This is a genomic window from Primorskyibacter flagellatus (assembly GCF_900176485.1).
Taxonomy (GTDB): Bacteria; Pseudomonadota; Alphaproteobacteria; order Rhodobacterales; family Rhodobacteraceae; genus Primorskyibacter; species Primorskyibacter flagellatus.
In genome coordinates, this window is sequence record NZ_FWYD01000004.1 from 28,864 (window position 1) to 49,883 (window position 21,020).

Here is a 21,020-nt window from a genome sequence, read left to right on the forward strand (position 1 = left end):
GCGGCGCAGGCCGTTCGATATGGACGGCATCAGGCTTGCCGGGACGTCAGGCCGCCCAACCCCCGGCGTCGGTCTGCACGAACGCATCGGCACATTGCTTGGCCAGCGCGCGGACCCGGCCGATATAGGCTTGACGTTCGGTCACGGAGATCACGCCGCGCGCGTCCAACAGGTTGAAAAGATGGCTGGCCTTGATGCATTGATCATAGGCTGGCTGCGCCATCACGATCCGCCGCCCGGTTTTGGGGTCGTCCTCGGGCTGGGCCAGAATGCGGTTGCATTCGGCCTCGGCATCCTTGAAATGCTGCATCAGCACATCGGTATCGGCCACGTCGAAATTCCAGCGCGCATATTGTGCCTCTGCTTCGCGGAACACATCGCCATAGGTCAGCGGGATCGGCGCGTCCGGGTCGTTGAACGGCATCAGATTGCCGTCGTCAAAGCCCAGAACATACATCGCCAGCCGCTCCAGCCCATAGGTCAACTCACCCGAGACGGGGTGGCAATCATGCCCGCCAACCTGCTGGAAATAGGTGAACTGGCTGACTTCCATCCCGTCGCACCAAACCTCCCAGCCCAGACCCCAGGCACCCAGAGTGGGGCTTTCCCAGTCATCCTCGACAAAGCGGATGTCATGCAGTGCCATGTCGATGCCGATCGCCTCCAGCGAGCCGAGATACAGATCTTGCAGATCCGGCGGGCTGGGTTTGATGATGACCTGATACTGATAATAGTGCTGCCAACGATTGGGGCTGTCGCCATAGCGCCCGTCGGTCGGACGGCGCGAGGGCTGGACATAGGCCGCAGCCCATTGGGTTGGCCCCAAAGCGCGCAACGTCGTGGCCGGGTGAAACGTGCCCGCGCCCACTTCCATATCGTAGGGTTGCAGCATGGCGCAGCCCTTGCTGGCCCAATAACTTTGAAGCCGCAGGATAATCTCCTGAAAACTGCGCGGTTTGCCTGAGCGTGCGTCCATGACCTGCCCCTTTGTGATCCACGGCCTACCTATTCTCAGGTGCGTCAAGCGTCAATCACGGCTCTGACCATAATTTGTAGTGCGCTCACCGTCCTATTTGATAAAACTGCCAAAAAGGCCCAAACCCAAAAAGACGAAGAGCAGGAATTACCATTCGTATGCCAAAGTTCATATTTTCGCTGGTCGCAGCATTTTTCATGGCACAGGCCGCTATCGCGCAGGACATGGCCTATATCCAGATCGAAGCACAACCCAGCCTGACACGCGCCGAGGATCGCGCGCGCGACTACGCGTCGGTGCTGAATGATGTGAACGGCTTTTCGCTTGGAGGCGGCTGGTACGGGTTGGCTCTTGGTCCCTATCCGCGCGCAGAGGCCGAGGCATTGCTGCGGCAACTGCGCGGGAATGGTCAGGTGCCGCGCGATTCCTATATCGAGGAGCCGGGCCAATACGGACGTCAGTTCTGGCCGGTTGGTGCCGCCCTGAACGCGCCGCGCCCCCAGCCGGTTCCGCAGGTCGAAACGCCAGAGCTGCCTCAACAGGCTGTGCAGACACCCGCGGCTCCAGCAGTCGTTGACGAAACCCCGCGTCAGGCCCGCGCCAGCGAGGCGCAACTGACCCGCGCAGAGCGTGAAGAGCTACAGATCGCCTTGCGGTGGGCCGGGGTTTACAACGCAGGCATAGACGGTGCTTTCGGGCGCGGAACCCGTGGGTCCATGGCGCAATGGCAACGTGACAACGGGTTCGAGGCGACCGGCATTCTGACCACGCGCCAGCGCGCCGACCTGCTGAAACAGTATAATGCGGTGCTGGACGGGATGGGCCTGCGGCAAGTGACCGAATCCAAGGCAGGCATCACCATGCAGCTGCCAATGGGCATTGTTGCATTCGATCATTACGAAGCACCGTTCGTACATTACACGCCGACAACAGACTTTGACGCGCGCGTCATCCTGATCTCGCAGCCCGGCGACCGCGACACGCTTTATGGCCTGTACGAAATCATGCAGACGTTGGAGATCGTGCCGCTGGAAGGCCCGCGTGAACGGCAGCGCAACAGCTTTACCCTGACGGGCAGCAACGCCCGCATCACCAGCCATACCGAAGCACGCGTCGTGAATGGCACCATTAAGGGCTTCACCCTGGTCTGGCCCGCAGGCGACGAAGAACGCCGCACGCGCGTCTTGGCCGAGATGCAGAAATCATTTGCCACCACCCCCGCCGTGCTGGACCCCGCTCAATTCAAGGATGACGCGCAGAACATTGATCTGGTCGCAGGGTTAAACGTACGTCGGCCGAAGATTTCGCGCTCGGGCTTCTATATCAGCCGCGATGGATCGGTCGCCACCACCAGCGAGGCCACGCAGCAATGCGCACGCATCACGCTGGATGGCGAACATGAGGCCACCGTGATTGCCAGCGACCCCGATCTTGGGATTGCCGTGCTGCGTCCTGCGTCGCAGCTGGCACCAATCTCGGTGGCATCCTTCCGCCAGACCCCTCCCCGGTTGCAATCCGAAGTGGCAATTTCCGGCTACAGTTTCGGCGGCGTTCTCAGCGCGCCGACCGTGACCTATGGCACGCTTCAGGATCTGCGCGGCCTGTCGGGCGACGAGCGGCTGGAACGACTGGCGGTGAACGCCCATCCCGGCGATGCAGGCGGCCCGGTCTATGACACGGGCGGCGCTGTTCTGGGCATGCTTCTGCCGCGTGACGAAGGCGGCAAACAATTGCCCGATGAGGTCAGCTTTGCCGCCGATGCCAACACCCTGCGCGAGTTTTTCGGCACGCTCGGCGTTACGATAGACCCCGCGGCAGCCGCCACACCAATGGCACCCGAAGACCTGACCCGACTGGCCAGCGGCATGACCGTTCTGGTCAGCTGTTGGGAATAACCTTCATGGCGCAATCTTCTTTAGGTTGCGTCAGATTGCCGCCAGACACCGGAATATCGCTTCTCGCGCCAATGTTACCGCTAATTCGCCGCTTGGCGCATCTATTTGTGATCCTTTCGTGACACTCGGCAGATCACCCTCTAAGACGGGGCACAAGATCTGACCTGGGATTCGGAGCCTTCTGTCTTGTCCAAGATCATGCCCACGACCGACCCTTTCGATGATGACAAACTGCGCGAGGAATGCGGTATCTTTGGCGTTGTCGGCGTCACCGATGCGGCCAATTTCGTAACGCTTGGCCTGCACGCGCTGCAACATCGCGGTCAAGAGGCCGGCGGCATCGTCAGCCACGACGCCGAGCAAGGTTTCAACTCTGCCCGGCGCTTCGGCTATGTCCGGGATAATTTCACCTCGCAATCGCTGATGGAAACCCTTCCCGGACCGCTGGCCATCGGGCATGTCCGTTATTCCACCGCCGGATCGAAGGGGCCGACGCAAATCCGCGACGTGCAACCTTTCTTTGGCGAGTTCTCGATGGGTGGTGCGGCGATTGCGCATAACGGCAATATCACCAATGCCGACGCGCTGCGCCGCGAGCTGATCGAACGCGGCTCGATCTTTCAGTCCTCAAGCGACAGCGAATGCATCATTCATCTTATGGCGCGGTCGTTGCAACGCAATATCCCCGAGCGGATGGAAGATGCGCTGCGCCGTGTCGAAGGCGCGTTTTCCGTGATTGCCATGACCCGGACAAAGCTGATCGGTGTGCGCGATCCGCTGGGCGTGCGTCCGCTGGTATTGGGCAAGATCGGAGACGGCTGGGCGCTAAGCTCGGAGACCTGCGCGCTTGACATCATCGGCGCGGAATATGTGCGCGAGATCGAGCCGGGCGAAATGGTCGTGATCACCGCCGATAAGGGTGTCGAAAGCATCCGCCCCTTCCGCGCGCGCAAGCCCCGCTTTTGCATCTTCGAGCATGTCTATTTCAGCCGCCCCGATTCGATCATTGGTGGCCGGTCTGTCTATGAAACGCGTCGCCAGATCGGTGTTGAACTGGCCCGCGAGGCACCGGTGGACGCCGATCTCGTCTGCCCCGTGCCCGATAGCGGCACACCGGCGGCCATCGGCTACAGCCAGGAATCTGGCATTCCCTATGCGATGGGCATCATTCGCAACCAATATATGGGCCGAACCTTCATTGAACCGACCGAGCAGATCCGCAACATGGGCGTCCGGCTGAAGTTGAACGTGAACCGCGCGCTGATCAAGGGCAAGCGCGTCATTCTCGTCGACGATTCGGTTGTGCGCGGCACCACCAGCCGCAAGATCAAGGAGATGATCCTTGATGCAGGCGCGGCAGAGGTGCATTTCCGCATCGCTTCGCCCCCCACGGCTTGGCCATGCTTTTACGGGGTCGATACGCCACAGCGCGAAAAACTGCTGGCCGCCACCATGTCCGAAGACGAGATGTGCGCACATCTTCAGGTCAACTCGCTGCGCTTCATCTCGCTTGACGGGTTGTACCGCGCCGTGGGCGAAGCCGAAGGCCGCGATCGCAAACAACCGCAATATTGCGATGCGTGTTTCTCGGGCGAATATCCGGTCGAACCTGCGGATATGATCGAAAAAGGCTTCAAGATGAAAACGGCCGCCGAATAAGGCAGGGCTCTGGCCACGGATGAACCTGCCGCGCCCGCATCTCGGCGCGCTTCCGGCGGAACTTTGCCGATACTAGGCGCGTTTACTCCTGCCTTTACAGCAGGAGAGTGTTTTTGGAAGAAGTTGACGCCAACCCCGGACTGATTTTCGACAAACTGGATGCGTGGCTGGACGGGTTGTTTCGCCTGCTGCCGAACATTGCCGTCGCCATCGTGGTCTTTGTCCTCTTCTATTTGATAGCGCTTGGGCTTGGAGGTCTGGTCCGTCGGTTCGCGCGCAAGCGTGACCGCCCCAGTCTTGGCGATGTCGGTGGCAGCCTGCTACGCTGGACCGTCACAATCATCGGTTTGATGCTCGCCGTCACCATCGTGGCCCCCAGCCTGACCCCCGGCGACCTGATCGCGGGGCTTGGCGTCAGTTCGGTCGCCATCGGTTTTGCCTTCAAGGACATCCTCCAGAACATGCTGGCAGGTATCCTTATACTTCTGCGTCAGCCCTTCGAGGTCGGCGACCAGATCGTTTCCGGCGGGCATGAGGGCACGGTCGAACGGATCGAAACCCGCGCCACCCTGATCAAGACCTATGACGGACGCCGCGTTGTGATCCCCAATGCGGAAATCTACACAGCCAGCGTGATCGTCAACACGGCCTTCGAAACGCGCCGTTCCGAATATGATATCGGTATCGGCTGCAATGATGACTGGAACGAGGCCCGCAAGCTGATGGTCAGTGCCGCAAGCCGCGTCGAGGGGGTGCTGGACGACCCAATGCCCGAAACCATTCCCGTGGAACTGGGCGATTCGGCCAATGTCGTCCGTCTGCGCTGGTGGACCAAATCCGACCGCGCGTCCCAGATCCACACATTTGGCGAGGTGCTGCAAGCGGTCTATATCGCGCTCGACGAGGCGGGCATCGATATGCCCTACCCGACCCAGGTGCATCTGTTCCACGATCAGACCGAGGAAACAGACGGCGACCGCGCAAAACAGCGCGAAGGTTGGCCCGCCACGGGCGACGACCCGAAACCGCGCGAACGCGTGCGGATGGAGGCCAGCAAAGGCTGAATCCGGGCGCTTTGCCTTACCGGACGGCGGTTTCCCGCCATCCGGATGCCGGGTTGAGCCAACGGGGTTTAATTATGCTGCATTGCAGCATAGATCCCGTCAGTCACAATCAGCACAAGCAAAGAACATGGCTCAATCAGAAACGACCTCCACGCCGCAATTTGTCTTCGACAAGGCGACCGAGCAGAGCAAGAGCAACCTGCGAAAGTTGATCCTGCTCGGCACCTTCGGGCCGGCAAACAATCCCAAGGCATTGCTGCGACTGTCCAGTGGACGGGTTGCGCGCGTCGCCATCGGCGACAAGATCGGCGGTGCCAAGGTGCTGGCCATTGACGAAGGCAAGCTGGCCCTCGCGCAAAATGGCAAGACCAACTGGCTGGCGGTGCCCTGATCGCCAAGACGGGCGCGGGCCTCCCCCTTGACCGCGCTGTGCTCTTGTCGCAAGACGCAGCCATGGATCAGAAAATCGCCCTCATCACCGGTGCCTCTCGAGGACTTGGCGCGGCTCTTGCCGAAGCGCTTTGCGAGACGCATCACATCGTTGCGGTTGCCCGGACGACCGGCGCGCTGGAAGAGCTGGACGACCGCATTCAGGCCAAGGGGGGCAGTGCCACCTTGGCACCGATGGATGTGACCAATGTCGATGCCATGGCCCAACTGTGCCGGTCGATCTATGATCGGTGGGGCCCCGGCTCGGAGGCCGGGGCGGGTCCCGTGGCACTTTGGGCGCACACGGCGATCCACGCCGCCCCCCTGTCACCGGCCTCGCATATGGATGCAAAGGATTGGGGCAAATCCGTCGACGTGAATGTGACCGTTATGGGGGCGCTGATCCCGTTTATCGCACCACTGCTGGGCAGTGACGGGCAAGCGCTGTTCTTCGACGATCCGCAAGCCGGGCGTAAGTTCTTCGGAGCCTATGGCGCGACCAAGGCGGCACAGATGGCCCTTGTCCGGTCCTGGGCGGCGGAATCGGTCAATACCGGACCACAGGTCCACGTTTTGACCCCGCAACCTATGCCCACCGCAACACGGGCACGGTTTTTCCCCGGAGAGGACCGAACGCCCCTTGCGCGTCCCCGAAGCGAAGCCGACAGACTACTGGCGCAGATCCGGTAAACGGTCAGACATTCGAACGCGCCAAAACCACATTGTCACCCCTCATGCCTGGCAACTCCGATTTCGCAACGCCGCGCCCGAATGGGCGCACGCCTTGCGAGGGCAGCAGGGAGGGTGGGCGGGCGCTGTCCGAGCAAGGCGTTCCGCCGCTTGCCCCGCGCGCGCCCCTCTACTATTGAGTGCCAAAGGCACCAGGGGGCAAAACATGCGTATTCTCATCACCAACGACGACGGCATCAACGCGCCGGGTCTGAAAGTTCTGCATGACATCGCCAGAGACATCGCAGGAGGCGACGGCGAGGTCTGGACCGTCGCCCCGGCCTTTGAACAATCCGGCGTCGGCCATTGCATCAGCTACACCCACCCTTTCATGGTCATCCAGATGGACGAACGCCGTTTTGCCGCCGAGGGCAGCCCGGCTGATTGCGTACTGGCGGGCCTGCATGAGGTGATGAAAGATACCCGCCCCGACCTTGTGTTGTCAGGGGTGAATCGGGGCAACAACTCGGCGGAAAACACGCTGTACTCGGGCACAATCGGCGGCGCGCTCGAAGCCTCCCTGCAAGGCCTGCCCGCCATTGCACTGTCGCAATATTACGGCCCCGGAAACAATATGCTCGATAATCCATTCGAGGCCGCAGCAAAACATGGCGCGGACACCATCCGCCGCATTCTCAATTCTAAACCATCCAATACGCCCGGCTACCAGACGTTCTACAACGTCAACTTTCCGCCGGTCCCGGCCGCGGATGTCAAAGGCACACGCGTTGCGCCACAAGGTCTGCGCCGCGATACGTCCTTCTCTGTCGAACCGCATGACAGCCCTTCGGGCCGTCGTTTTCTCTGGATCAAGGGCGGTGACCAGCGGGCGCAAACCGATGCAGGCGCGGATGCCGCCGTCAATCTTGACGGCTATATCTCGGTAACACCAATGCGCGCGGATCTGACGGCGCATGATCTTCTGGATCCGCTCAAAGACGTCTTCGCATGACAGCAGAGGCCACGCAGAAAATGCAGTTCCTCTACGCGCTGCGCTCCAAGGGCGTGACCAACTCGCGGGTTCTGACCGCGATGGAAAAGATCGACCGCGGTCCTTTCATTCGCGGCTATTTCTCCGAACGCGCCTATGAGGACATGCCGCTTCCCATCGCCTGCGGACAAACCATCAGCCAGCCCTCGGTGGTGGGGTTGATGACACAGGCGCTCGACCTTGGTCCTCGCGACAAGGTGCTGGAGATCGGCACCGGCTCTGGCTACCAGGCCGCGATCCTCAGCCAGCTTGCCCGCAGGGTCTATACGATCGACCGCCACCGACGACTTGTACAAGAGGCCCGCGCGATTTTCGAAAGCCTCGCCCTGTCCAATATCACCACATTGACAGCGGATGGCAGCTTTGGTCTGCCCGATCAGGCACCGTTTGACCGGATTCTGGTCACTGCCGCGGCCGAGGACCCCCCCGGACCGCTCTTGGCGCAGCTCAAGATTGGCGGTATCATGGTGCTGCCGGTGGGGCAGTCTGACACGGTGCAAAGCCTGATCAGGGTGACGCGCCACGAAGACGGGTATGACTATGATGAATTGCGCTCCGTACGGTTTGTGCCGCTGGTTGAAGGTCTGGGCAAGGACGGCTGACCAGCCCTTGAGTTAATTGCCATGACGCCCCGGTCCAACAAGGGGCGCATTGAGGATATCGAGATGACGCTTTACGCGACCCGACGCTTTCCCGCCGCACTGCTTGCCAGCAGCGCCCTTGTGCTGCTGACCGCCTGCGAACGCCCCTTGGATCTGGACCTGCGCGGCAGGATCGGCGGCGCGTTCGATACATCGGACGCCGCGCAATCGGCCACCGCATCAAGGCCGAAGCCGGATGATCGCGGCATCATTTCTTATCCGAATTATCAGGTTGCCATCGCCCGGCGCGGCGACACCCTGCAAAGCGTCGCAAACCGGATCGGCCTGCCTGCCGACGAACTGGCGCGTCACAACGGCATCCAACCCGGCGACTCGCTGCGTAGTGGGGAAGTCATCGCCCTGCCCCGCCGCGTTGCGGAACCCTCATCCGCCACCGGGACAAGCGCGGCCGGACAAATCAGTGTGACCGAACTGGCAGGTGCCGCAATCGACAGCACGCCCGCGACGCCCGCGCGTCCCACCGCCTCGCCTGCCTCTGGCCAGAGCGGGCTGGAACCGATCCGCCACAAGGTCGCACGCGGCGAGACCGCATTCACCATATCGCGGCTTTACGGTGTGTCGGTACGCGCCCTGTCGGAATGGAACGGGCTCGATGGGGAATTCACGATACGGGAAGGTCAATACCTGCTGATCCCACCCGTCACACAAGCGCCAAGCTCTGCCGCATCCGCGTCCTCCAGCCAGGCAATCCGAACGACCGAAGCTCCTGGTACCGGCAGTCCGACGCCAACGCCGCCAAGCGCCTCCAAACCGCTGCCGGCTGAAACACCGGCAGCGGCGTCAAAGCCGACACCCGCTCCGGCCTCGCCAAACCTTGCGGCGCAGACCACCCAGCCCACGTCGAATGCGAAGATGAGCATGCCGGTCGACGGCTCTATCATCCGCGAATACAGCAAGGGTAAATACGAAGGCATCGACATCTCTGCCAACCCCGGCACCCCGGTCAAAGCGGCTGCAAGCGGCAAGGTTGCGGCGATCACCACCGACGAGAACAATATCCCCATCGTGGTTGTCAAACACCCAGACAACCTGATGACGGTTTACATCCGGGTGGACGATATCAGCGTCTCCAAGGGCGATAATGTCAGCCGTGGTCAGTCAATCGGCAAAATCCGGTCGGGGAACCCGTCCTATGTGCATTTTGAGGTGCGCGAAGGCTTTGAAAGCGTCGATCCGACGCCGTATCTGCGCTAAGATTGATCCGCTAAACCAGTTTCTGCATGGCATTTCAGGAATGAAAGGCCATGCAACGAAGGTCATTCTCAGAAAAACGGTACCGAGGCGGCAGATCTTTTGGTGCCGCGTCTATAATCCGCACAGCTGGCCGGATTAGCTGTAAGCGACGCCCCTGCGCCCAGCCAGATCCGTGAAATATTGCCAGGCGACGCGGCCCGACCGGGCCCCTCGCGTGGCTTGCCACTCGATCGCTTCGGCACGCAATGTCTCGTCGTCGATCTCAACGCCATAAGCGTCACAATAGCCCCGGATCATTGCGAGATATTCGTCCTGACTGCACGGATGGAAGCCCAGCCAAAGCCCGAAACGGTCCGAAAGCGAGACCTTCTCTTCGACCGCCTCGGACGGGTTGATCCCGGACGAACGCTCATTCTCAATCATGTCGCGCGGCATCAGGTGGCGGCGGTTGGAGGTGGCGTAGAACACCACATTGTCCGGGCGCCCTTCGATCCCGCCATCCAGAACCGCCTTGAGCGATTTGTAATGCTGGTCGTCATGGCTGAAGGACAGATCATCGCAGAACAGCAGGAACCGGTGGTCAGAGCCGCGCAGCAGCGCCAGAAGACGCCCCACCGACGGCAGATCCTCACGTTGCAATTCGACGATCTTCAGCGGCAGCCCGTCTGCCAGAACCGACGCGTGAACCGCCTTGACCAGCGAGGATTTTCCCATCCCGCGCGCGCCCCAAAGCAACGCATTATTGGCGGACAATCCGCGGGCGAATTGCAGCGTATTTGCCAGCAACGTGTCACGCGACCGGTCAACACCGATCAGCAGCGACAGATCCACCCGGTTGACCCGTGGGACGGGTTGCAACCGATCGGGCGCGACATGCCAGACAAACGCATCGGCCTGATCGAAATCCGGGGCATCCAGCGGTGCAGGTGCCATACGCTCCAGCGCCTGGGCGATACGTTTCAGCGACTTGGATTTTCTCATTTATCGTCGAAGTCCTTCATCAGCGGATCTTCGATGTCCTCATCGTCATAGTAGCCTTCGGCGCGCAGACGTGCCTCGCGCTTGGTCTCTACCCGGCGGACCAGCCAGATCGAGATTTCGTAAAGCCCGTAGACCACGACGAACAGGATCACCTGCGTGATGACGTCAGGAGGCGTGACAAGGGCTGCCAGCACCAGAATGGCAACCACGGCATATTTGCGCACATTGCCCAGACCTTCGGCCGACACCAGCCCCGCCTTGCCCATCAGCGTCAGCAGGACAGGCAGTTGGAAACACAGCCCGAAGGCCACGATAAACTTGATCGTCAGGTTCAGGTATTCCTGCGCAGAGCCCTGAAAGGCGATGCCTGCCGTCCCATTGGACACCTCTTCGTTCAGCACCGTCCCCGGTTGCTGGAAGCCCAGAAAGAAATCAAAAGCCAGCGGCGTGACAATGTAGAACGCAAAGGACGCGCCCAGAAAGAACATGAAGGGCGAGGCGATCAGGAAAGGCAGGAACGCCCCCTGCTCGGATTTATACAATCCTGGCGCCACAAACCGCCACATCTGATAGGAGATATACGGAAAAGACAGCATCAGCCCGCCCATAAGCGAGATCGAAATCGCAACAAAGAAGCCCTCTTGCAGCTTGATCAGGATCAGCCCGCAATCGGCCGTGCCGCGCGCCGCCATCGCATCACACAGCGGATGCGTCAGAAAGTTGAAGATCGGGTTCCAGACGGTGAAACAGATGATCATGCCCAGAACGAAGGCAAGGGCCGAATGCATCAGCCGGGTGCGCAGTTCTGCCAGATGTTCGATCAGCGGGGCAGAGCTGTCCTCGATCTCGTCGTGATCGATTTGGGTCATGCGTCACCTGCCGGTTTGGCCGGGGTGTCATCCGGCGCGGGCTTGGGGGCCTCGGACGTTGCAAGCTCGGCCTCTGCCAACTCGGCGGCCTTAAGCGCGTCTTCTGCCTCGCGGGCCTTGCGTTCTGCGGCCTTGCGCGCGGTACCTGCCTTGATCTTGCGGGCGGCCTCGGCGCGTTCTTCAGCCAGCTTTCCAGTCTCGCTTTCCGGATCGAGCTTCAAATCGGTCATCGACCGCGCGGCATCCTTCACCCCGTCGAGCGCGCTGCCGACAGGGTTGGTCGCCGTGCGGATGGATTTTTGAATGTCCTTCACCCCAGCCTCGTCAGCCGCGTCTTCCATCGCACGGCTGAATTCGCGCGCCATGCCACGCGCCTTGCCAGCAAAGCGACCGACATTGCGAAACAGAACAGGCAGGTCCTTCGGGCCCACCACGATCAGCGCAACAACACCGATGACCAGAATTTCAGTCCAGCCCATCCCGAACATGGTTCAGACCTTGTCTTTGTGGTCTTCAGCGTTTTCAGGCGTCACGTCCTTGGCCTCTTCGGAGCGTTCGTCCTCAAGCTCTTGTGTGCCATCGCTGACACCTTTCTTGAAGGCCGTAATGCCCTTGCCAACCTCGCCCATGAGCGAGGAAATCTTGCCGCGCCCGAAAAGCACCAGCACGACAACGGCGATCAGCAGCAGGCCTGGCAGACCGATGTTGTTCAGCATCTTTCAATTCTCCCGTCTTTCGAGGCCACGCAGTCCATACAACGCCCCCTCAACCTTGATCGTTGTCTACGACAGTCATGGGACCAGTTGAAAGTGCCAAAACAGCACCATCAGCCGATTTGCTGCGCGGTTTGGTGCATTTTATGTCAGCATCTTGTCAGTTGTCAGAATTTTGTCAGAATACGGGTCTCGCCGGACAGGCAGGCACGTCGGAAAGGGCCGCATGAAACGCAGTGACAGGCTTTACGCGCTGATTGAGATTCTAAAGGATGGCAGGCTGCACAGGGCCGAAGACATGGCCAAACGTCTGGACGTGTCCATCCGCACGATCTACCGCGACATGGACGTGCTGGCCGCGTCCGGCATCCCCATCGAGGGCGAGCGCGGTCTGGGCTATACCGCACGCGCCGCGATCACCCTGCCGCCGCTGAACCTGACCGAGGCAGAGCTTGAAGCGCTGCACCTTGGGCTGGCAGTGGTTGGGGAAGGTGGCGACGAGACATTGCGAGGTGCGGCAAAGGCTCTGTCGGAAAAGATCGACGCGGTGCTTCCGGCCGATCTGTCCAGCGCGCCGCAAAGCTTTGGCTTTGCCACCGGACCGTTCGCAGACGCAGCGCGCGGCTTTCGTCACATGCCGGGCTTTCGCGCAGCGATACGCGCGCGGCAAAAACTTCGGATCAAACGGGACGATGCAGCCGCGCCGGAAACCATTCGCCCGCTGAAACTCGATTACTGGGGCCGCGTCTGGACCTGCGTTGCATGGAACGAAGACCTGTCCGATTTCATGACCTGCCGGATCGACCGGATTGAGACCTTGCAGCCCCTGCCCGGCCTGTTTGTCGATGAACCCGGCAAACGCCTAAGCGATTTCGAAGCCAGAGACACCTGACCAACGATCCGACGCAAACCAGCGCGAGGACCGGATCAATCCTTCGCGGAAAAAACGAAACAGCGGTCCCGGCGAATGGTCAACCAAAGCGGCTGGCCCTTTTTGGGAAGAAAGACGTTCGGGACGGTCGCACGCAACAAGGATCCGTCATGCGCCATGCGAAACTCGATCAGGCTTTCGGATCCCATGAACCGCGCCCGTTCGACAAATCCACGGGCTGGCGTTCCTTCGCGCGGTGTCGGGTTGGGGCCACGGCCATCGCGGTCAAAGTCGATGCCGACATGCTGCGGGCGAAAGACTATATCCACCTCTGCGCCGTCCGGCACGCCGGGACACAGGAACTGCCCAAAGGCGGTTTGCGCCAGCGCGCCCTGTACCGTGCCGCGCAGGGCGTTGATGTCACTGAAAAAAGCGACCGCCGCCTTGTCTGCCGGCGCATTGTAGATGTTGTAGGGGGCTCCCTGTTGCACGATCTGGCCGTCGCGCATCAAGGCAATCTCGTCGGCCATGCGCATCGCCTCTTCCGGCTCATGCGTGACCAGCAGGACCGAGGCGTCCTCGTCTTTCAGCAAGGCCAGCGTCTCGTCGCGGATGCCGTCGCGCAAGCGGTTGTCCAACCCCGAAAACGGCTCGTCCATCAGCATGATCCGGGGTTTCGGTGCCAAGGCGCGGGACAGGGCCACGCGCTGCTGTTCGCCCCCCGAAAGCTGATGCGGGTACTCGTCGATGAAATGGACCAGCCCGACACGATCAAGCAACGTCCTGACCCGCTCGCGTTTGGCAGCACCGCTGCCGCTCAGCCCGAAGGCGACGTTTTCGCCGACGCTGAGATGCGGAAACAGCGCAAAATCCTGAAACATCAGCCCGATGCCACGGCGTTCCGGCGGGACACGAAAGACCGTATCGCAGACCAGCTTGCCATCGACATAGATCTCGCCCGCATCCTGCATATCGACGCCGGCGATCATCCGCAAAGTTGTCGATTTCCCGCAGCCCGACGGCCCCAGCAGACAGGTCACATGACCCGGCTGAATGGACAGGGAGACGTCGTTCACCACAGCTTTGCCGTCATAGCGACGGACCAGATGCCGAACCTCAAGTCGGGGGGGGGCCTGTTCGCTCACCTCTGCCTCTCACGGAACCCGATGAAAAGCATCGGAATTGGCGCGAGCCGTATCAGCCCGCGCGAAGCATCGCAACCCTGCGCCTGCGCGGCTTTGCATGAGCCCTGTCACTCTGCCTGCTCCAGATCGAACGGCGTTTCAGCAATGATGCAGCCATTGACCTGAAGCTCTGCCCGGTGCGGGCCGGGATGAAGGCGAAAGGTCGTGGCATCGCCTTTCAACGGATGCCGACGCAGCAAGACAAGCGGCGTTCCAGCCGTCACCTCTGCCTGCTTCAGTTTGAACACCTTGCGGCCCGGTTTGCCGTTGGGGCGGTGAAAATGCAGCACATAATCGACCATCACCGGGAGGTCGGTGGCACAACTCACTTCGACCTCCAACGACAACACGCCGCCAATCTTCGCAGGCTGCGTTACCCTCAGTGTTGCCTGTACCGGCACATCTGTCCGGTAGCCAAGAAGCTGCAGCGCGCCGGGATGCCCCTGCTTGACGAGACTGCGCAACGCGTGGCGCGTCATCCAGGCCAGCTCTGCCGTGTCTTGCCGACCCTCGGCCCGCCAGCGTGTCAGCCGGTCCACCACAACACCCGGCGCGGTTTTTGCAATGTCGTTCAAGTGGTTGGCGACCGATCTTGTCACATAGCGGGTCGGGTCGGCATGCAGCACATCAAGAAACCGCAACGGCTCCAGCGGGTCCAGCGTGATCGCCCGTGCCCAAGGCAGCTTTGGCCGCGTCCCCTCGCTGACCAACCGCCGGACATGGTAGTTGTCGTCTTTCGCCCATAGGTCAAGCCGCGCCAGGGTGTCGTCCGGCCAGCGGTTCAGAAAGGGGCGTATATAGAATTCCATTGAAAAACAGCGCGTTGCGGCATGTAACAGATCCAGCGCTCGGTCATGATGCGCCTCCAATCCGTGCCGCACAGCCAACACGCCGTAGATGCCGTGGATGAAGCGCCCGAAATCATCGTCGGTCAGATCCGGGTCCAATGGCGGCGGCAAGGATGCTTCAAGACAGTCCGCCATTGCATTGAAATCTTGTGGTAATTGCGCCTCGGCGCAATCTGCGATCCAATCCAAGCGCGCCAGCAGCGTGCGGTCCGCCAGCCCTGACATGACCTCTGATGAAAAACGCGCGGCGTCGAAACCCGGAATGCCTGTCGCAAGTTCTGACGCCAGATCCCCGACGGATCCGGCGTTGAAAAGCTGGTCGGCGAGCGAGAACCCCGCACCGCCGCCCTTGCCATCCGGTCCGCGTGCCACGGACCTACATCGTCGTGATCAGCGCGCCACCATCCAGCAGCACGTTCTGTCCGATCATGTAGCCCGCATATTGCGAGCACAGGAACGCGCAGGTCGCACCGAATTCCTGCGCCGTGCCATAGCGCCCGGCGGGGATGCCTGATGCCCGCTGAGCCGAAGCCTCTTCCAGCGTGATGCCTTCCTTTTCCGCGACGCCAGTGTCCAAAGACTTCGCGCGATCCGTGGCATGGATGCCCGGCAGCAGGTTGTTCATCACAACGCCCTTGCCCGCGACCTGACGCGACGTGCCCGCGACATAGCCGGTCAGGCCCGCGCGCGCCGAGTTCGACAGCCCCAGCACCGCGATCGGCGATTTCACCGATTGCGAGGTGATGTTGACCACCCGGCCCCAGCCGCGATCCATCATCCCCGGCACCAGCGCCTTGATCAGCGCAATCGGCGTCAGCATGTTGGCATCCAGCGCCTTGATGAAATCCTCGCGCTCCCAATCTGTCCACATGCCCGGAGGCGGGCCGCCTGCATTGTTGACCAGAATATCCACCGCGCCTGCGGCCTTCAGCACCTGTGCACGCCCCTCTTCGGTGGTGATGTCGGCGGCCACTGCCGTCACCTTCACGCCATAAGTGTCCCGCAACGCCTTTGCTGTTTCCTCCAACGGTCCTTCGCTGCGGGCGTTGATGATCAAATCGACGCCAGCCTCTGCCAGCGCCTCGGCACATCCCCGGCCCAAACCCTTGCTTGAGGCGCAGACCAGCGCGCGCTTGCCCTTGATTCCCAGATCCATGACAGTCTCCCTTTGTCTTTTCAGGCAAATCCGTAACACCGGGCCGCGCGGCACGCCAGCACAACGCCGCAAAATACCGCGCATAGGTCGATACGACCCAAGCTTGCCAAGGCTTCGGCCCCGACCTATACGCGCGGACATGCTAGACGCCCTGCCAAACCGCCCCGACCTGCCTGCCGAGATTGCCCGCCGCCGGACCTTTGCGATCATCTCGCATCCCGACGCCGGCAAGACCACGCTGACCGAAAAATTCCTGCTGTTTGGCGGGGCCATTCAGATGGCCGGACAGGTCCGCGCCAAGGGCGAGGCGCGGCGCACGCGATCCGACTTCATGCAGATGGAGAAGGATCGCGGGATTTCCGTGTCCGCCTCTGCCATGTCCTTCGATTTCCGCGAGTTCCGCTTCAATCTGGTGGACACGCCCGGCCACTCGGACTTTTCCGAAGATACCTACCGAACCCTGACGGCGGTGGATGCAGCCGTGATGGTGATCGACGGCGCCAAGGGCGTGGAAAGCCAGACGCAAAAGTTGTTCGAGGTGTGCCGCCTGCGCGACCTGCCGATCCTGACCTTCTGTAACAAGATGGACCGCGAAAGCCGCGATACGTTCGACATTATCGACGAGATTCAGGAAAATCTGGCCATTGACGTGACCCCCGCAAGCTGGCCCATCGGCGTGGGCCGTGATTTTCTGGGCTGCTATGACATGCTGCGCGACCGGCTGGAGCTGATGGACCGCGCCGACCGCAACCGCGTCGCGGAATCGATCGAGATTGACGGGCTGGAGGATCCCAAGCTGGCCGAACACATACCCGCGCATCTGCTTGACCAGTTGCGCGAAGAGGTCGAGATGGCCCGAGAATTGCTGCCAAAACTGGACCCGCAGGCGGTGCTTGAAGGGCATATGACCCCGATCTGGTTCGGCTCTGCCATCAACAGTTTCGGCGTCAAGGAACTGATGGACGGTATCGGCACCTACGGGCCAGAACCGCAGGTACAGCGGGCCGAACCACGGCAAATCTCTCCGGATGAGAAGAAGGTCACCGGTTTTGTCTTCAAGGTGCAGGCCAATATGGACCCCAAGCATCGCGACCGCGTGGCCTTTGTCCGGCTCGCCTCGGGTCACTTTCACCGCGGCATGAAATTGACCCATGTGCGGTCGAAGAAATCAATGTCGATCACCAATCCGGTGCTGTTTCTGGCCTCTGACCGGGAACTGGCGGAAGAGGCCTGGGCCGGCGATATCATCGGCATTCCCAACCACGGGCAATTGCGCATCGGTGACACGCTGACAGAAGGCGAAGCGATCCGCGTCTCGGGCATTCCCAGCTTTGCACCGGAACTGCTGCAATCTTGCCGCGCGGGCGATCCGCTGAAATCAAAGCATCTGGAAAAGGCGCTGATGCAATTCGCCGAAGAAGGTGCCGCGAAGGTCTTCAAACCCGAGATCGGGTCAGGCTTCATCGTCGGTGTCGTGGGCGCGCTGCAATTCGAGGTTCTGGCCAGCCGGATCGAGCTGGAATACGGCCTGCCCGTGCGGTTCGAGCCGTCGCAATTCACCTCTGCTCGCTGGGCGTCGGGTCCGAAACAGGCGCTGGACAAGTTCATAGACGCGAACAAGCAGCACATCGCCCATGACAATGATGGCGACATCGTGTACCTGACCCGCCTGCAATGGGACATTGACCGGATTGGCCGCGACCATCCGGATGTGACCCTGTCAGCCACCAAGGAAATGATGGTCTGATCGGCGCGACGACCGGTCGAGGCGGGTGGTGCTCCCGCAACGCTTGCGCGTTGCTCCGCGGCGCGGCATCTTCGCGCCCATGAGCGAGCAAGACAACGGCACCTATCCGGGCGGTTTCCCGGCGATCCTTCGGCAGATGGATGGGCGGCGCAAGCCCCTGGCCTTTGGTCGGGACGAGGCGCTGCCCCCGTTGGATACCGACCTTACCGTGCTGCTGGAACGCGTGGTTCTGGACCCTGCAAGCGACCCGGACGAGCAAACGCCGCTCAATTCGTCGCATCAGCGTAAACGGCGCGAGATCCGGGCAGAGCTTGCAGGAGCGTCAGAGCTGTGCGCCCTGAACGGGTTGCTGGTCGCGCATCTGCGCAAGCGCGCGCAACCCGGCCATACCGCAGCGCTGTTCCACCGGCTCTGGGCCGAGCATGCCGATCACCTGCTGGCGGGACTCGATCTGCGGTGGTTGGTCTCGTCGATCACGACATTCGGCGATCACGGGCTGACGGATGCGCAACGCCAAACCGGGCAAGCGATGACCGTGCTGTTCGGCACGATGAAACTTTACGAGACGGAGCGGCTGTATTCCGGGTTTGCGCCCGGCCGGCCGTTCAAATTGTCGGGCAGGACGTCCGAGGCGCTGCCGATGCAAATGGATGCCTATTCCATGGCCTATGGCGGACTGGATGTGAACATGCTGGGGCGGCTCTGGCAGGATGCGGACCGGGACGCCGTCATCCGCCCGCTGGCGCATCACCTGCTGGACCAGTTGATCGCGGATGAACGCACCGTCTTTCGGCGGCTTGCGATGATGCGTCACCGCCTGGACCGCCGTCGCCGCCAAAAATCAGAGGCCAAGTCAGCGCCACCCCCCGCCCCGGCCCAGAGCCGGGGCCTCGCGGCCAACACCCCGCGCTGGGGTTTGGTGTCGACAGTGAAAGGTCCGCTACGCCAGATCGCCCGGTTTGCAGCACATCACATCGAACTGCGCGCAGACCGGATCGACCTTTACCTCGACGATCCTGACCCTGCCAAGATTGCGGCGCTGTCCCATCCCCGCCTGAACATGATTGCCTGCGATGACGTTTGGTGGCACGCGACGGGCAAGGAACGCCCCCCGCAACATCAGCTGCGCCAGGCCCATAATGCGACGCTCAGCTACCGGGCAAGCGATCTTGACTGGCTGGGCCATATCGACATGGACGAGTTTCTGCTGACCAACGCTCCGGTTGCCGCCACTCTTGGCGACGCGGACAAGACGTTCGGCCAGGTTCGCATGCTGCCGGCCGAAGTCCTGTCCTCGCCTGACGGCGCAATCCGCCACTTCAAACTGACGCGCGAAGCCGCAGGACAACCCGTCGCGGCGGCCGAAGAGATTTACCCGACATTCGGCATGCATCTGCGCGATGGGTTCATCAGCCACACGACCGGCAAGGTCTTTGCCCGCACCGGGATTGAAGACGCCCGGATGGGCGTGCATTCCCTGAAAGTCAGGGGCGCGCGGCTTGCCAGTACCGGCCCGCTTCCCGGCATTTTCGTCGGGCATCTTCATGCACCGGATTGGGCGCATTTCCGCGCGCATCTGGAGTTTCGGCGCGCCAAAGGATCGTATCGTGAACGTCCGGATTCGACCCGGCTGGGAATGGCACCACTGCTTGATTTTCTACGCGATGAAAGCGGCGAAGACGGGGTCCGGCGGATGTTTGACGAGCTTTGCCTGGACACGCCGGACCTGCGCGCCCGGCTGGCCAGCCACAATATGCTGCTGATCCACAACCTTGACCTCGACGCCGCTGTCGCCCGCGTCTTCGGCGACCTGCCCGATGGTTGATATGCGCTGGGGCATCGTTTCGACCGTCAAGGCACCGTTGGAGCAGATCCTCGACTTTGCCGCCTGGCATCTGGATCTGGGCGCGCATCGGCTGTTTCTGTATCTCGACGATCCAGACCCCGAAGCGATCTCCGTTCTGAAGGCGCATCCCAAAATACGCGTCACCGCCTGTGATGCGTCCTACTGGGCGAAAAAGGTACAGCGCCCCGCCAAACATCAGGCGCGGCAGTCACTGAATGCCCGTGACGCGTTCAACCGCAACACACAGGTCGATTGGCTGGCCCATATCGACGTGGATGAACTGTTGCACCCGGTCAAGCCCTTGGCCGAGCAGTTGCACGCCCTGCCCGCAGATTGCATGACGGCCCGCATCCGCCCGGTCGAGGCATTGGCACCGGGCACCGGCACCGCCGATGGCGAAACCGCGTTCAAGGCGTTCCACATTGACCAGAAGGCGCGTCAGGCCGCGTCCGAACGGTGCTTTCCGACCTGGGGGCGCTACCTGTCAGGTGGGTTTCTCAGCCATGTCGCCGGCAAGCTGTTCATCCGCACCTCGCTGCAAGATCCCCGGATCAAGATCCATAATGTCATCGCGAATGGCATCGAGAACCCCGGCGAACAGCCACTGCCCGACACGGATCTGCTGCATCTTCATGCCCCAAGCTGGCAAGACTGGCAGCGCACCTACCGGTTCCGGCTTCAACGTGGCTCTTACCGGGCAGAGCTGAAACCGCAGGTACGCAGCGTGGCGCAAATGCCGAACCTGCATGACCTTTTCACCCCGATCGAAGCGACCGAAGGCAAGGCCGGCCTGCGCGCGTTCTACGAAGAGGTCTGCACCGCACACGCGCCCCTGTGCCAAAATTTGCAGGACGAAGGCCTGTTGCGACGCCTGCACCTTGATCTGGCGACAAGGCGCGCCCGGCATTTTCCGGGCCATTGACCCGGCACCAAACTTCCCTGACCCTTTGTCCGGTCGCGTGACCAGTTCAAAACGGACCGTGTTGTCCTGCCGCATCCTGCCAATCTGGCGGTCCATCCGACCGGTTTCCGGTCAATCGAGGGCTATCGGCGAAAACTGCACGCATTTGTGTTGCCTTATCGCCCGATCCGACTAATTTCCTGTTCAGAACTGCTGCCAAAGCGCATCCGCATTGACCCCAAAGGTGCTTTTCGGCTACACACCGCGCGTGGATCGCGCATGTGGAAAACCACTGGGCCATACGG

The 21,020-nt window shown here is 61.5% G+C and carries 20 protein-coding genes; 12 read left to right on the plus strand and 8 right to left on the minus strand.

Annotation, left to right across the window (positions count from 1 at the left end; translation table 11 throughout):
- Positions 1-46: 46 nt before the first annotated feature.
- A complete protein-coding gene (locus tag B8991_RS08140; RefSeq protein WP_084352317.1) occupies positions 47-976 on the minus strand; it encodes a glycine--tRNA ligase subunit alpha in 930 nt (309 codons plus the stop codon).
- 158 nt (positions 977-1,134) lie between these two features.
- On the opposite strand from B8991_RS08140, the gene B8991_RS08145 reads away from it, so the two are divergent.
- From B8991_RS08145 to B8991_RS08180, 8 genes are all read left to right on the plus strand, one after another.
- The gene (locus tag B8991_RS08145; protein ID WP_084352319.1) at positions 1,135-2,871 is read left to right on the plus strand and encodes a trypsin-like peptidase domain-containing protein; all 1,737 of its coding nucleotides are present in this window, start codon (positions 1,135-1,137) and stop codon (positions 2,869-2,871) included.
- 198 nt (positions 2,872-3,069) lie between these two features.
- Positions 3,070-4,530 carry an amidophosphoribosyltransferase gene (gene purF / locus B8991_RS08150; RefSeq protein WP_084352715.1) on the plus strand — a complete coding sequence of 487 codons (1,461 nt, stop codon included), beginning with the start codon at positions 3,070-3,072 and terminating at the stop codon, positions 4,528-4,530.
- Between the two features lie 113 nt (positions 4,531-4,643).
- Positions 4,644-5,594 carry a mechanosensitive ion channel family protein gene (locus tag B8991_RS08155; protein ID WP_084352321.1) on the plus strand — a complete coding sequence of 317 codons (951 nt, stop codon included), beginning with the start codon at positions 4,644-4,646 and terminating at the stop codon, positions 5,592-5,594.
- Positions 5,595-5,721: 127 nt separating this feature from the next.
- Complete coding sequence (locus tag B8991_RS08160) at positions 5,722-5,985, plus strand: amidophosphoribosyltransferase (protein ID WP_235866582.1); 264 nt, start codon at positions 5,722-5,724, stop codon at positions 5,983-5,985.
- Positions 5,986-6,047: 62 nt separating this feature from the next.
- Entirely contained in the window at positions 6,048-6,713 is a 666-nt protein-coding gene (locus B8991_RS08165; protein WP_084352324.1) for an SDR family NAD(P)-dependent oxidoreductase, read from the plus strand.
- A gap of 205 nt (positions 6,714-6,918) precedes the next feature.
- Positions 6,919-7,704: a 5'/3'-nucleotidase SurE gene (gene surE / locus B8991_RS08170; RefSeq protein ID WP_084352326.1), complete on the plus strand. Its 786-nt coding sequence runs from the start codon at positions 6,919-6,921 to the stop codon at positions 7,702-7,704.
- Positions 7,701-8,345, plus strand: a complete 645-nt coding sequence (locus tag B8991_RS08175) for a protein-L-isoaspartate(D-aspartate) O-methyltransferase (protein ID WP_084352328.1) — start codon at positions 7,701-7,703, stop codon at positions 8,343-8,345. Before surE ends, B8991_RS08175 begins: the two co-directional genes overlap by 4 nt.
- A gap of 21 nt (positions 8,346-8,366) precedes the next feature.
- On the plus strand, positions 8,367-9,599 hold the full coding sequence (locus B8991_RS08180) for a LysM peptidoglycan-binding domain-containing M23 family metallopeptidase (RefSeq protein ID WP_412780601.1): 1,233 nt from the start codon (positions 8,367-8,369) through the stop codon (positions 9,597-9,599).
- A gap of 135 nt (positions 9,600-9,734) precedes the next feature.
- On the opposite strand, the gene B8991_RS08185 is transcribed toward B8991_RS08180, so the two are convergent.
- Genes B8991_RS08185 through B8991_RS08200 form a run of 4 tightly spaced genes read right to left on the minus strand, consistent with a single transcriptional unit; the run spans position 9,735 to position 12,165 of the window.
- Positions 9,735-10,580 (minus strand): ATP-binding protein, encoded by an 846-nt coding sequence (locus B8991_RS08185; RefSeq protein ID WP_084352330.1) that lies wholly within the window; start codon positions 10,578-10,580, stop codon positions 9,735-9,737.
- Positions 10,577-11,449 (minus strand): twin-arginine translocase subunit TatC, encoded by an 873-nt coding sequence (tatC, locus tag B8991_RS08190; protein WP_084352332.1) that lies wholly within the window; start codon positions 11,447-11,449, stop codon positions 10,577-10,579. The genes B8991_RS08185 and tatC overlap by 4 nt, the downstream gene beginning before the upstream one ends.
- The gene (gene tatB, locus B8991_RS08195; protein ID WP_084352334.1) at positions 11,446-11,937 is read right to left on the minus strand and encodes a Sec-independent protein translocase protein TatB; all 492 of its coding nucleotides are present in this window, start codon (positions 11,935-11,937) and stop codon (positions 11,446-11,448) included. The genes tatC and tatB overlap by 4 nt, the downstream gene beginning before the upstream one ends.
- A gap of 3 nt (positions 11,938-11,940) precedes the next feature.
- The gene (locus B8991_RS08200) at positions 11,941-12,165 is read right to left on the minus strand and encodes a twin-arginine translocase TatA/TatE family subunit (RefSeq protein ID WP_084352336.1); all 225 of its coding nucleotides are present in this window, start codon (positions 12,163-12,165) and stop codon (positions 11,941-11,943) included.
- A gap of 223 nt (positions 12,166-12,388) precedes the next feature.
- Here B8991_RS08200 and B8991_RS08205 point away from each other — a divergent pair, with 223 nt between their 5' ends.
- A complete protein-coding gene (locus tag B8991_RS08205; RefSeq protein ID WP_084352338.1) occupies positions 12,389-13,054 on the plus strand; it encodes a helix-turn-helix transcriptional regulator in 666 nt (221 codons plus the stop codon).
- A gap of 35 nt (positions 13,055-13,089) precedes the next feature.
- Here B8991_RS08205 and B8991_RS08210 read toward each other — a convergent pair whose 3' ends face one another.
- The 3 genes from B8991_RS08210 to B8991_RS08220 all read right to left on the minus strand — a co-directional run bounded on the left by B8991_RS08210 (position 13,090) and on the right by B8991_RS08220 (position 16,221).
- Entirely contained in the window at positions 13,090-14,178 is a 1,089-nt protein-coding gene (locus B8991_RS08210; RefSeq protein WP_084352340.1) for an ABC transporter ATP-binding protein, read from the minus strand.
- A 107-nt stretch (positions 14,179-14,285) separates the two neighbouring features.
- On the minus strand, positions 14,286-15,437 hold the full coding sequence (locus B8991_RS08215) for a hypothetical protein (RefSeq protein WP_084352342.1): 1,152 nt from the start codon (positions 15,435-15,437) through the stop codon (positions 14,286-14,288).
- Between the two features lie 4 nt (positions 15,438-15,441).
- Positions 15,442-16,221 carry an SDR family oxidoreductase gene (locus B8991_RS08220; protein WP_084352345.1) on the minus strand — a complete coding sequence of 260 codons (780 nt, stop codon included), beginning with the start codon at positions 16,219-16,221 and terminating at the stop codon, positions 15,442-15,444.
- A gap of 139 nt (positions 16,222-16,360) precedes the next feature.
- On the opposite strand from B8991_RS08220, the gene B8991_RS08225 reads away from it, so the two are divergent.
- The 3 genes from B8991_RS08225 to B8991_RS08235 all read left to right on the plus strand — a co-directional run bounded on the left by B8991_RS08225 (position 16,361) and on the right by B8991_RS08235 (position 20,736).
- Complete coding sequence (locus B8991_RS08225) at positions 16,361-17,968, plus strand: peptide chain release factor 3 (protein ID WP_084352347.1); 1,608 nt, start codon at positions 16,361-16,363, stop codon at positions 17,966-17,968.
- A 79-nt stretch (positions 17,969-18,047) separates the two neighbouring features.
- A complete protein-coding gene (locus tag B8991_RS08230) occupies positions 18,048-19,793 on the plus strand; it encodes a glycosyltransferase family 2 protein (RefSeq protein WP_084352349.1) in 1,746 nt (581 codons plus the stop codon).
- Positions 19,786-20,736, plus strand: a complete 951-nt coding sequence (locus B8991_RS08235) for a glycosyltransferase family 2 protein (protein WP_084352351.1) — start codon at positions 19,786-19,788, stop codon at positions 20,734-20,736. The genes B8991_RS08230 and B8991_RS08235 overlap by 8 nt, the downstream gene beginning before the upstream one ends.
- Positions 20,737-21,020 lie beyond the last annotated feature (284 nt).

Excerpts from the sequence above, each read along its gene's own strand:
- B8991_RS08180 (WP_412780601.1), top strand. The coding sequence starts at position 8,367 with ATGACGCCCCGGTCCAACAAGGGGCGCATTGAGGATATCGAGATGACG.
- purF (WP_084352715.1), top strand. The coding sequence starts at position 3,070 with ATGCCCACGACCGACCCTTTCGATGATGACAAACTGCGCGAGGAATGC.
- B8991_RS08185 (WP_084352330.1), bottom strand. The coding sequence starts at position 10,580 with ATGAGAAAATCCAAGTCGCTGAAACGTATCGCCCAGGCGCTGGAGCGT.
- surE (WP_084352326.1), top strand. The coding sequence starts at position 6,919 with ATGCGTATTCTCATCACCAACGACGACGGCATCAACGCGCCGGGTCTG.
- B8991_RS08220 (WP_084352345.1), bottom strand. The coding sequence starts at position 16,221 with ATGGATCTGGGAATCAAGGGCAAGCGCGCGCTGGTCTGCGCCTCAAGC.
- tatC (WP_084352332.1), bottom strand. The coding sequence starts at position 11,449 with ATGACCCAAATCGATCACGACGAGATCGAGGACAGCTCTGCCCCGCTG.
- B8991_RS08200 (WP_084352336.1), bottom strand. The coding sequence starts at position 12,165 with ATGCTGAACAACATCGGTCTGCCAGGCCTGCTGCTGATCGCCGTTGTC.
- B8991_RS08230 (WP_084352349.1), top strand. The coding sequence starts at position 18,048 with ATGAGCGAGCAAGACAACGGCACCTATCCGGGCGGTTTCCCGGCGATC.
- B8991_RS08160 (WP_235866582.1), top strand. The coding sequence starts at position 5,722 with ATGGCTCAATCAGAAACGACCTCCACGCCGCAATTTGTCTTCGACAAG.
- B8991_RS08145 (WP_084352319.1), top strand. The coding sequence starts at position 1,135 with ATGCCAAAGTTCATATTTTCGCTGGTCGCAGCATTTTTCATGGCACAG.
- B8991_RS08175 (WP_084352328.1), top strand. The coding sequence starts at position 7,701 with ATGACAGCAGAGGCCACGCAGAAAATGCAGTTCCTCTACGCGCTGCGC.
- B8991_RS08225 (WP_084352347.1), top strand. The coding sequence starts at position 16,361 with ATGCTAGACGCCCTGCCAAACCGCCCCGACCTGCCTGCCGAGATTGCC.
- B8991_RS08165 (WP_084352324.1), top strand. The coding sequence starts at position 6,048 with ATGGATCAGAAAATCGCCCTCATCACCGGTGCCTCTCGAGGACTTGGC.
- tatB (WP_084352334.1), bottom strand. The coding sequence starts at position 11,937 with ATGTTCGGGATGGGCTGGACTGAAATTCTGGTCATCGGTGTTGTTGCG.
- B8991_RS08235 (WP_084352351.1), top strand. The coding sequence starts at position 19,786 with ATGGTTGATATGCGCTGGGGCATCGTTTCGACCGTCAAGGCACCGTTG.
- B8991_RS08205 (WP_084352338.1), top strand. The coding sequence starts at position 12,389 with ATGAAACGCAGTGACAGGCTTTACGCGCTGATTGAGATTCTAAAGGAT.
- B8991_RS08140 (WP_084352317.1), bottom strand. The coding sequence starts at position 976 with ATGGACGCACGCTCAGGCAAACCGCGCAGTTTTCAGGAGATTATCCTG.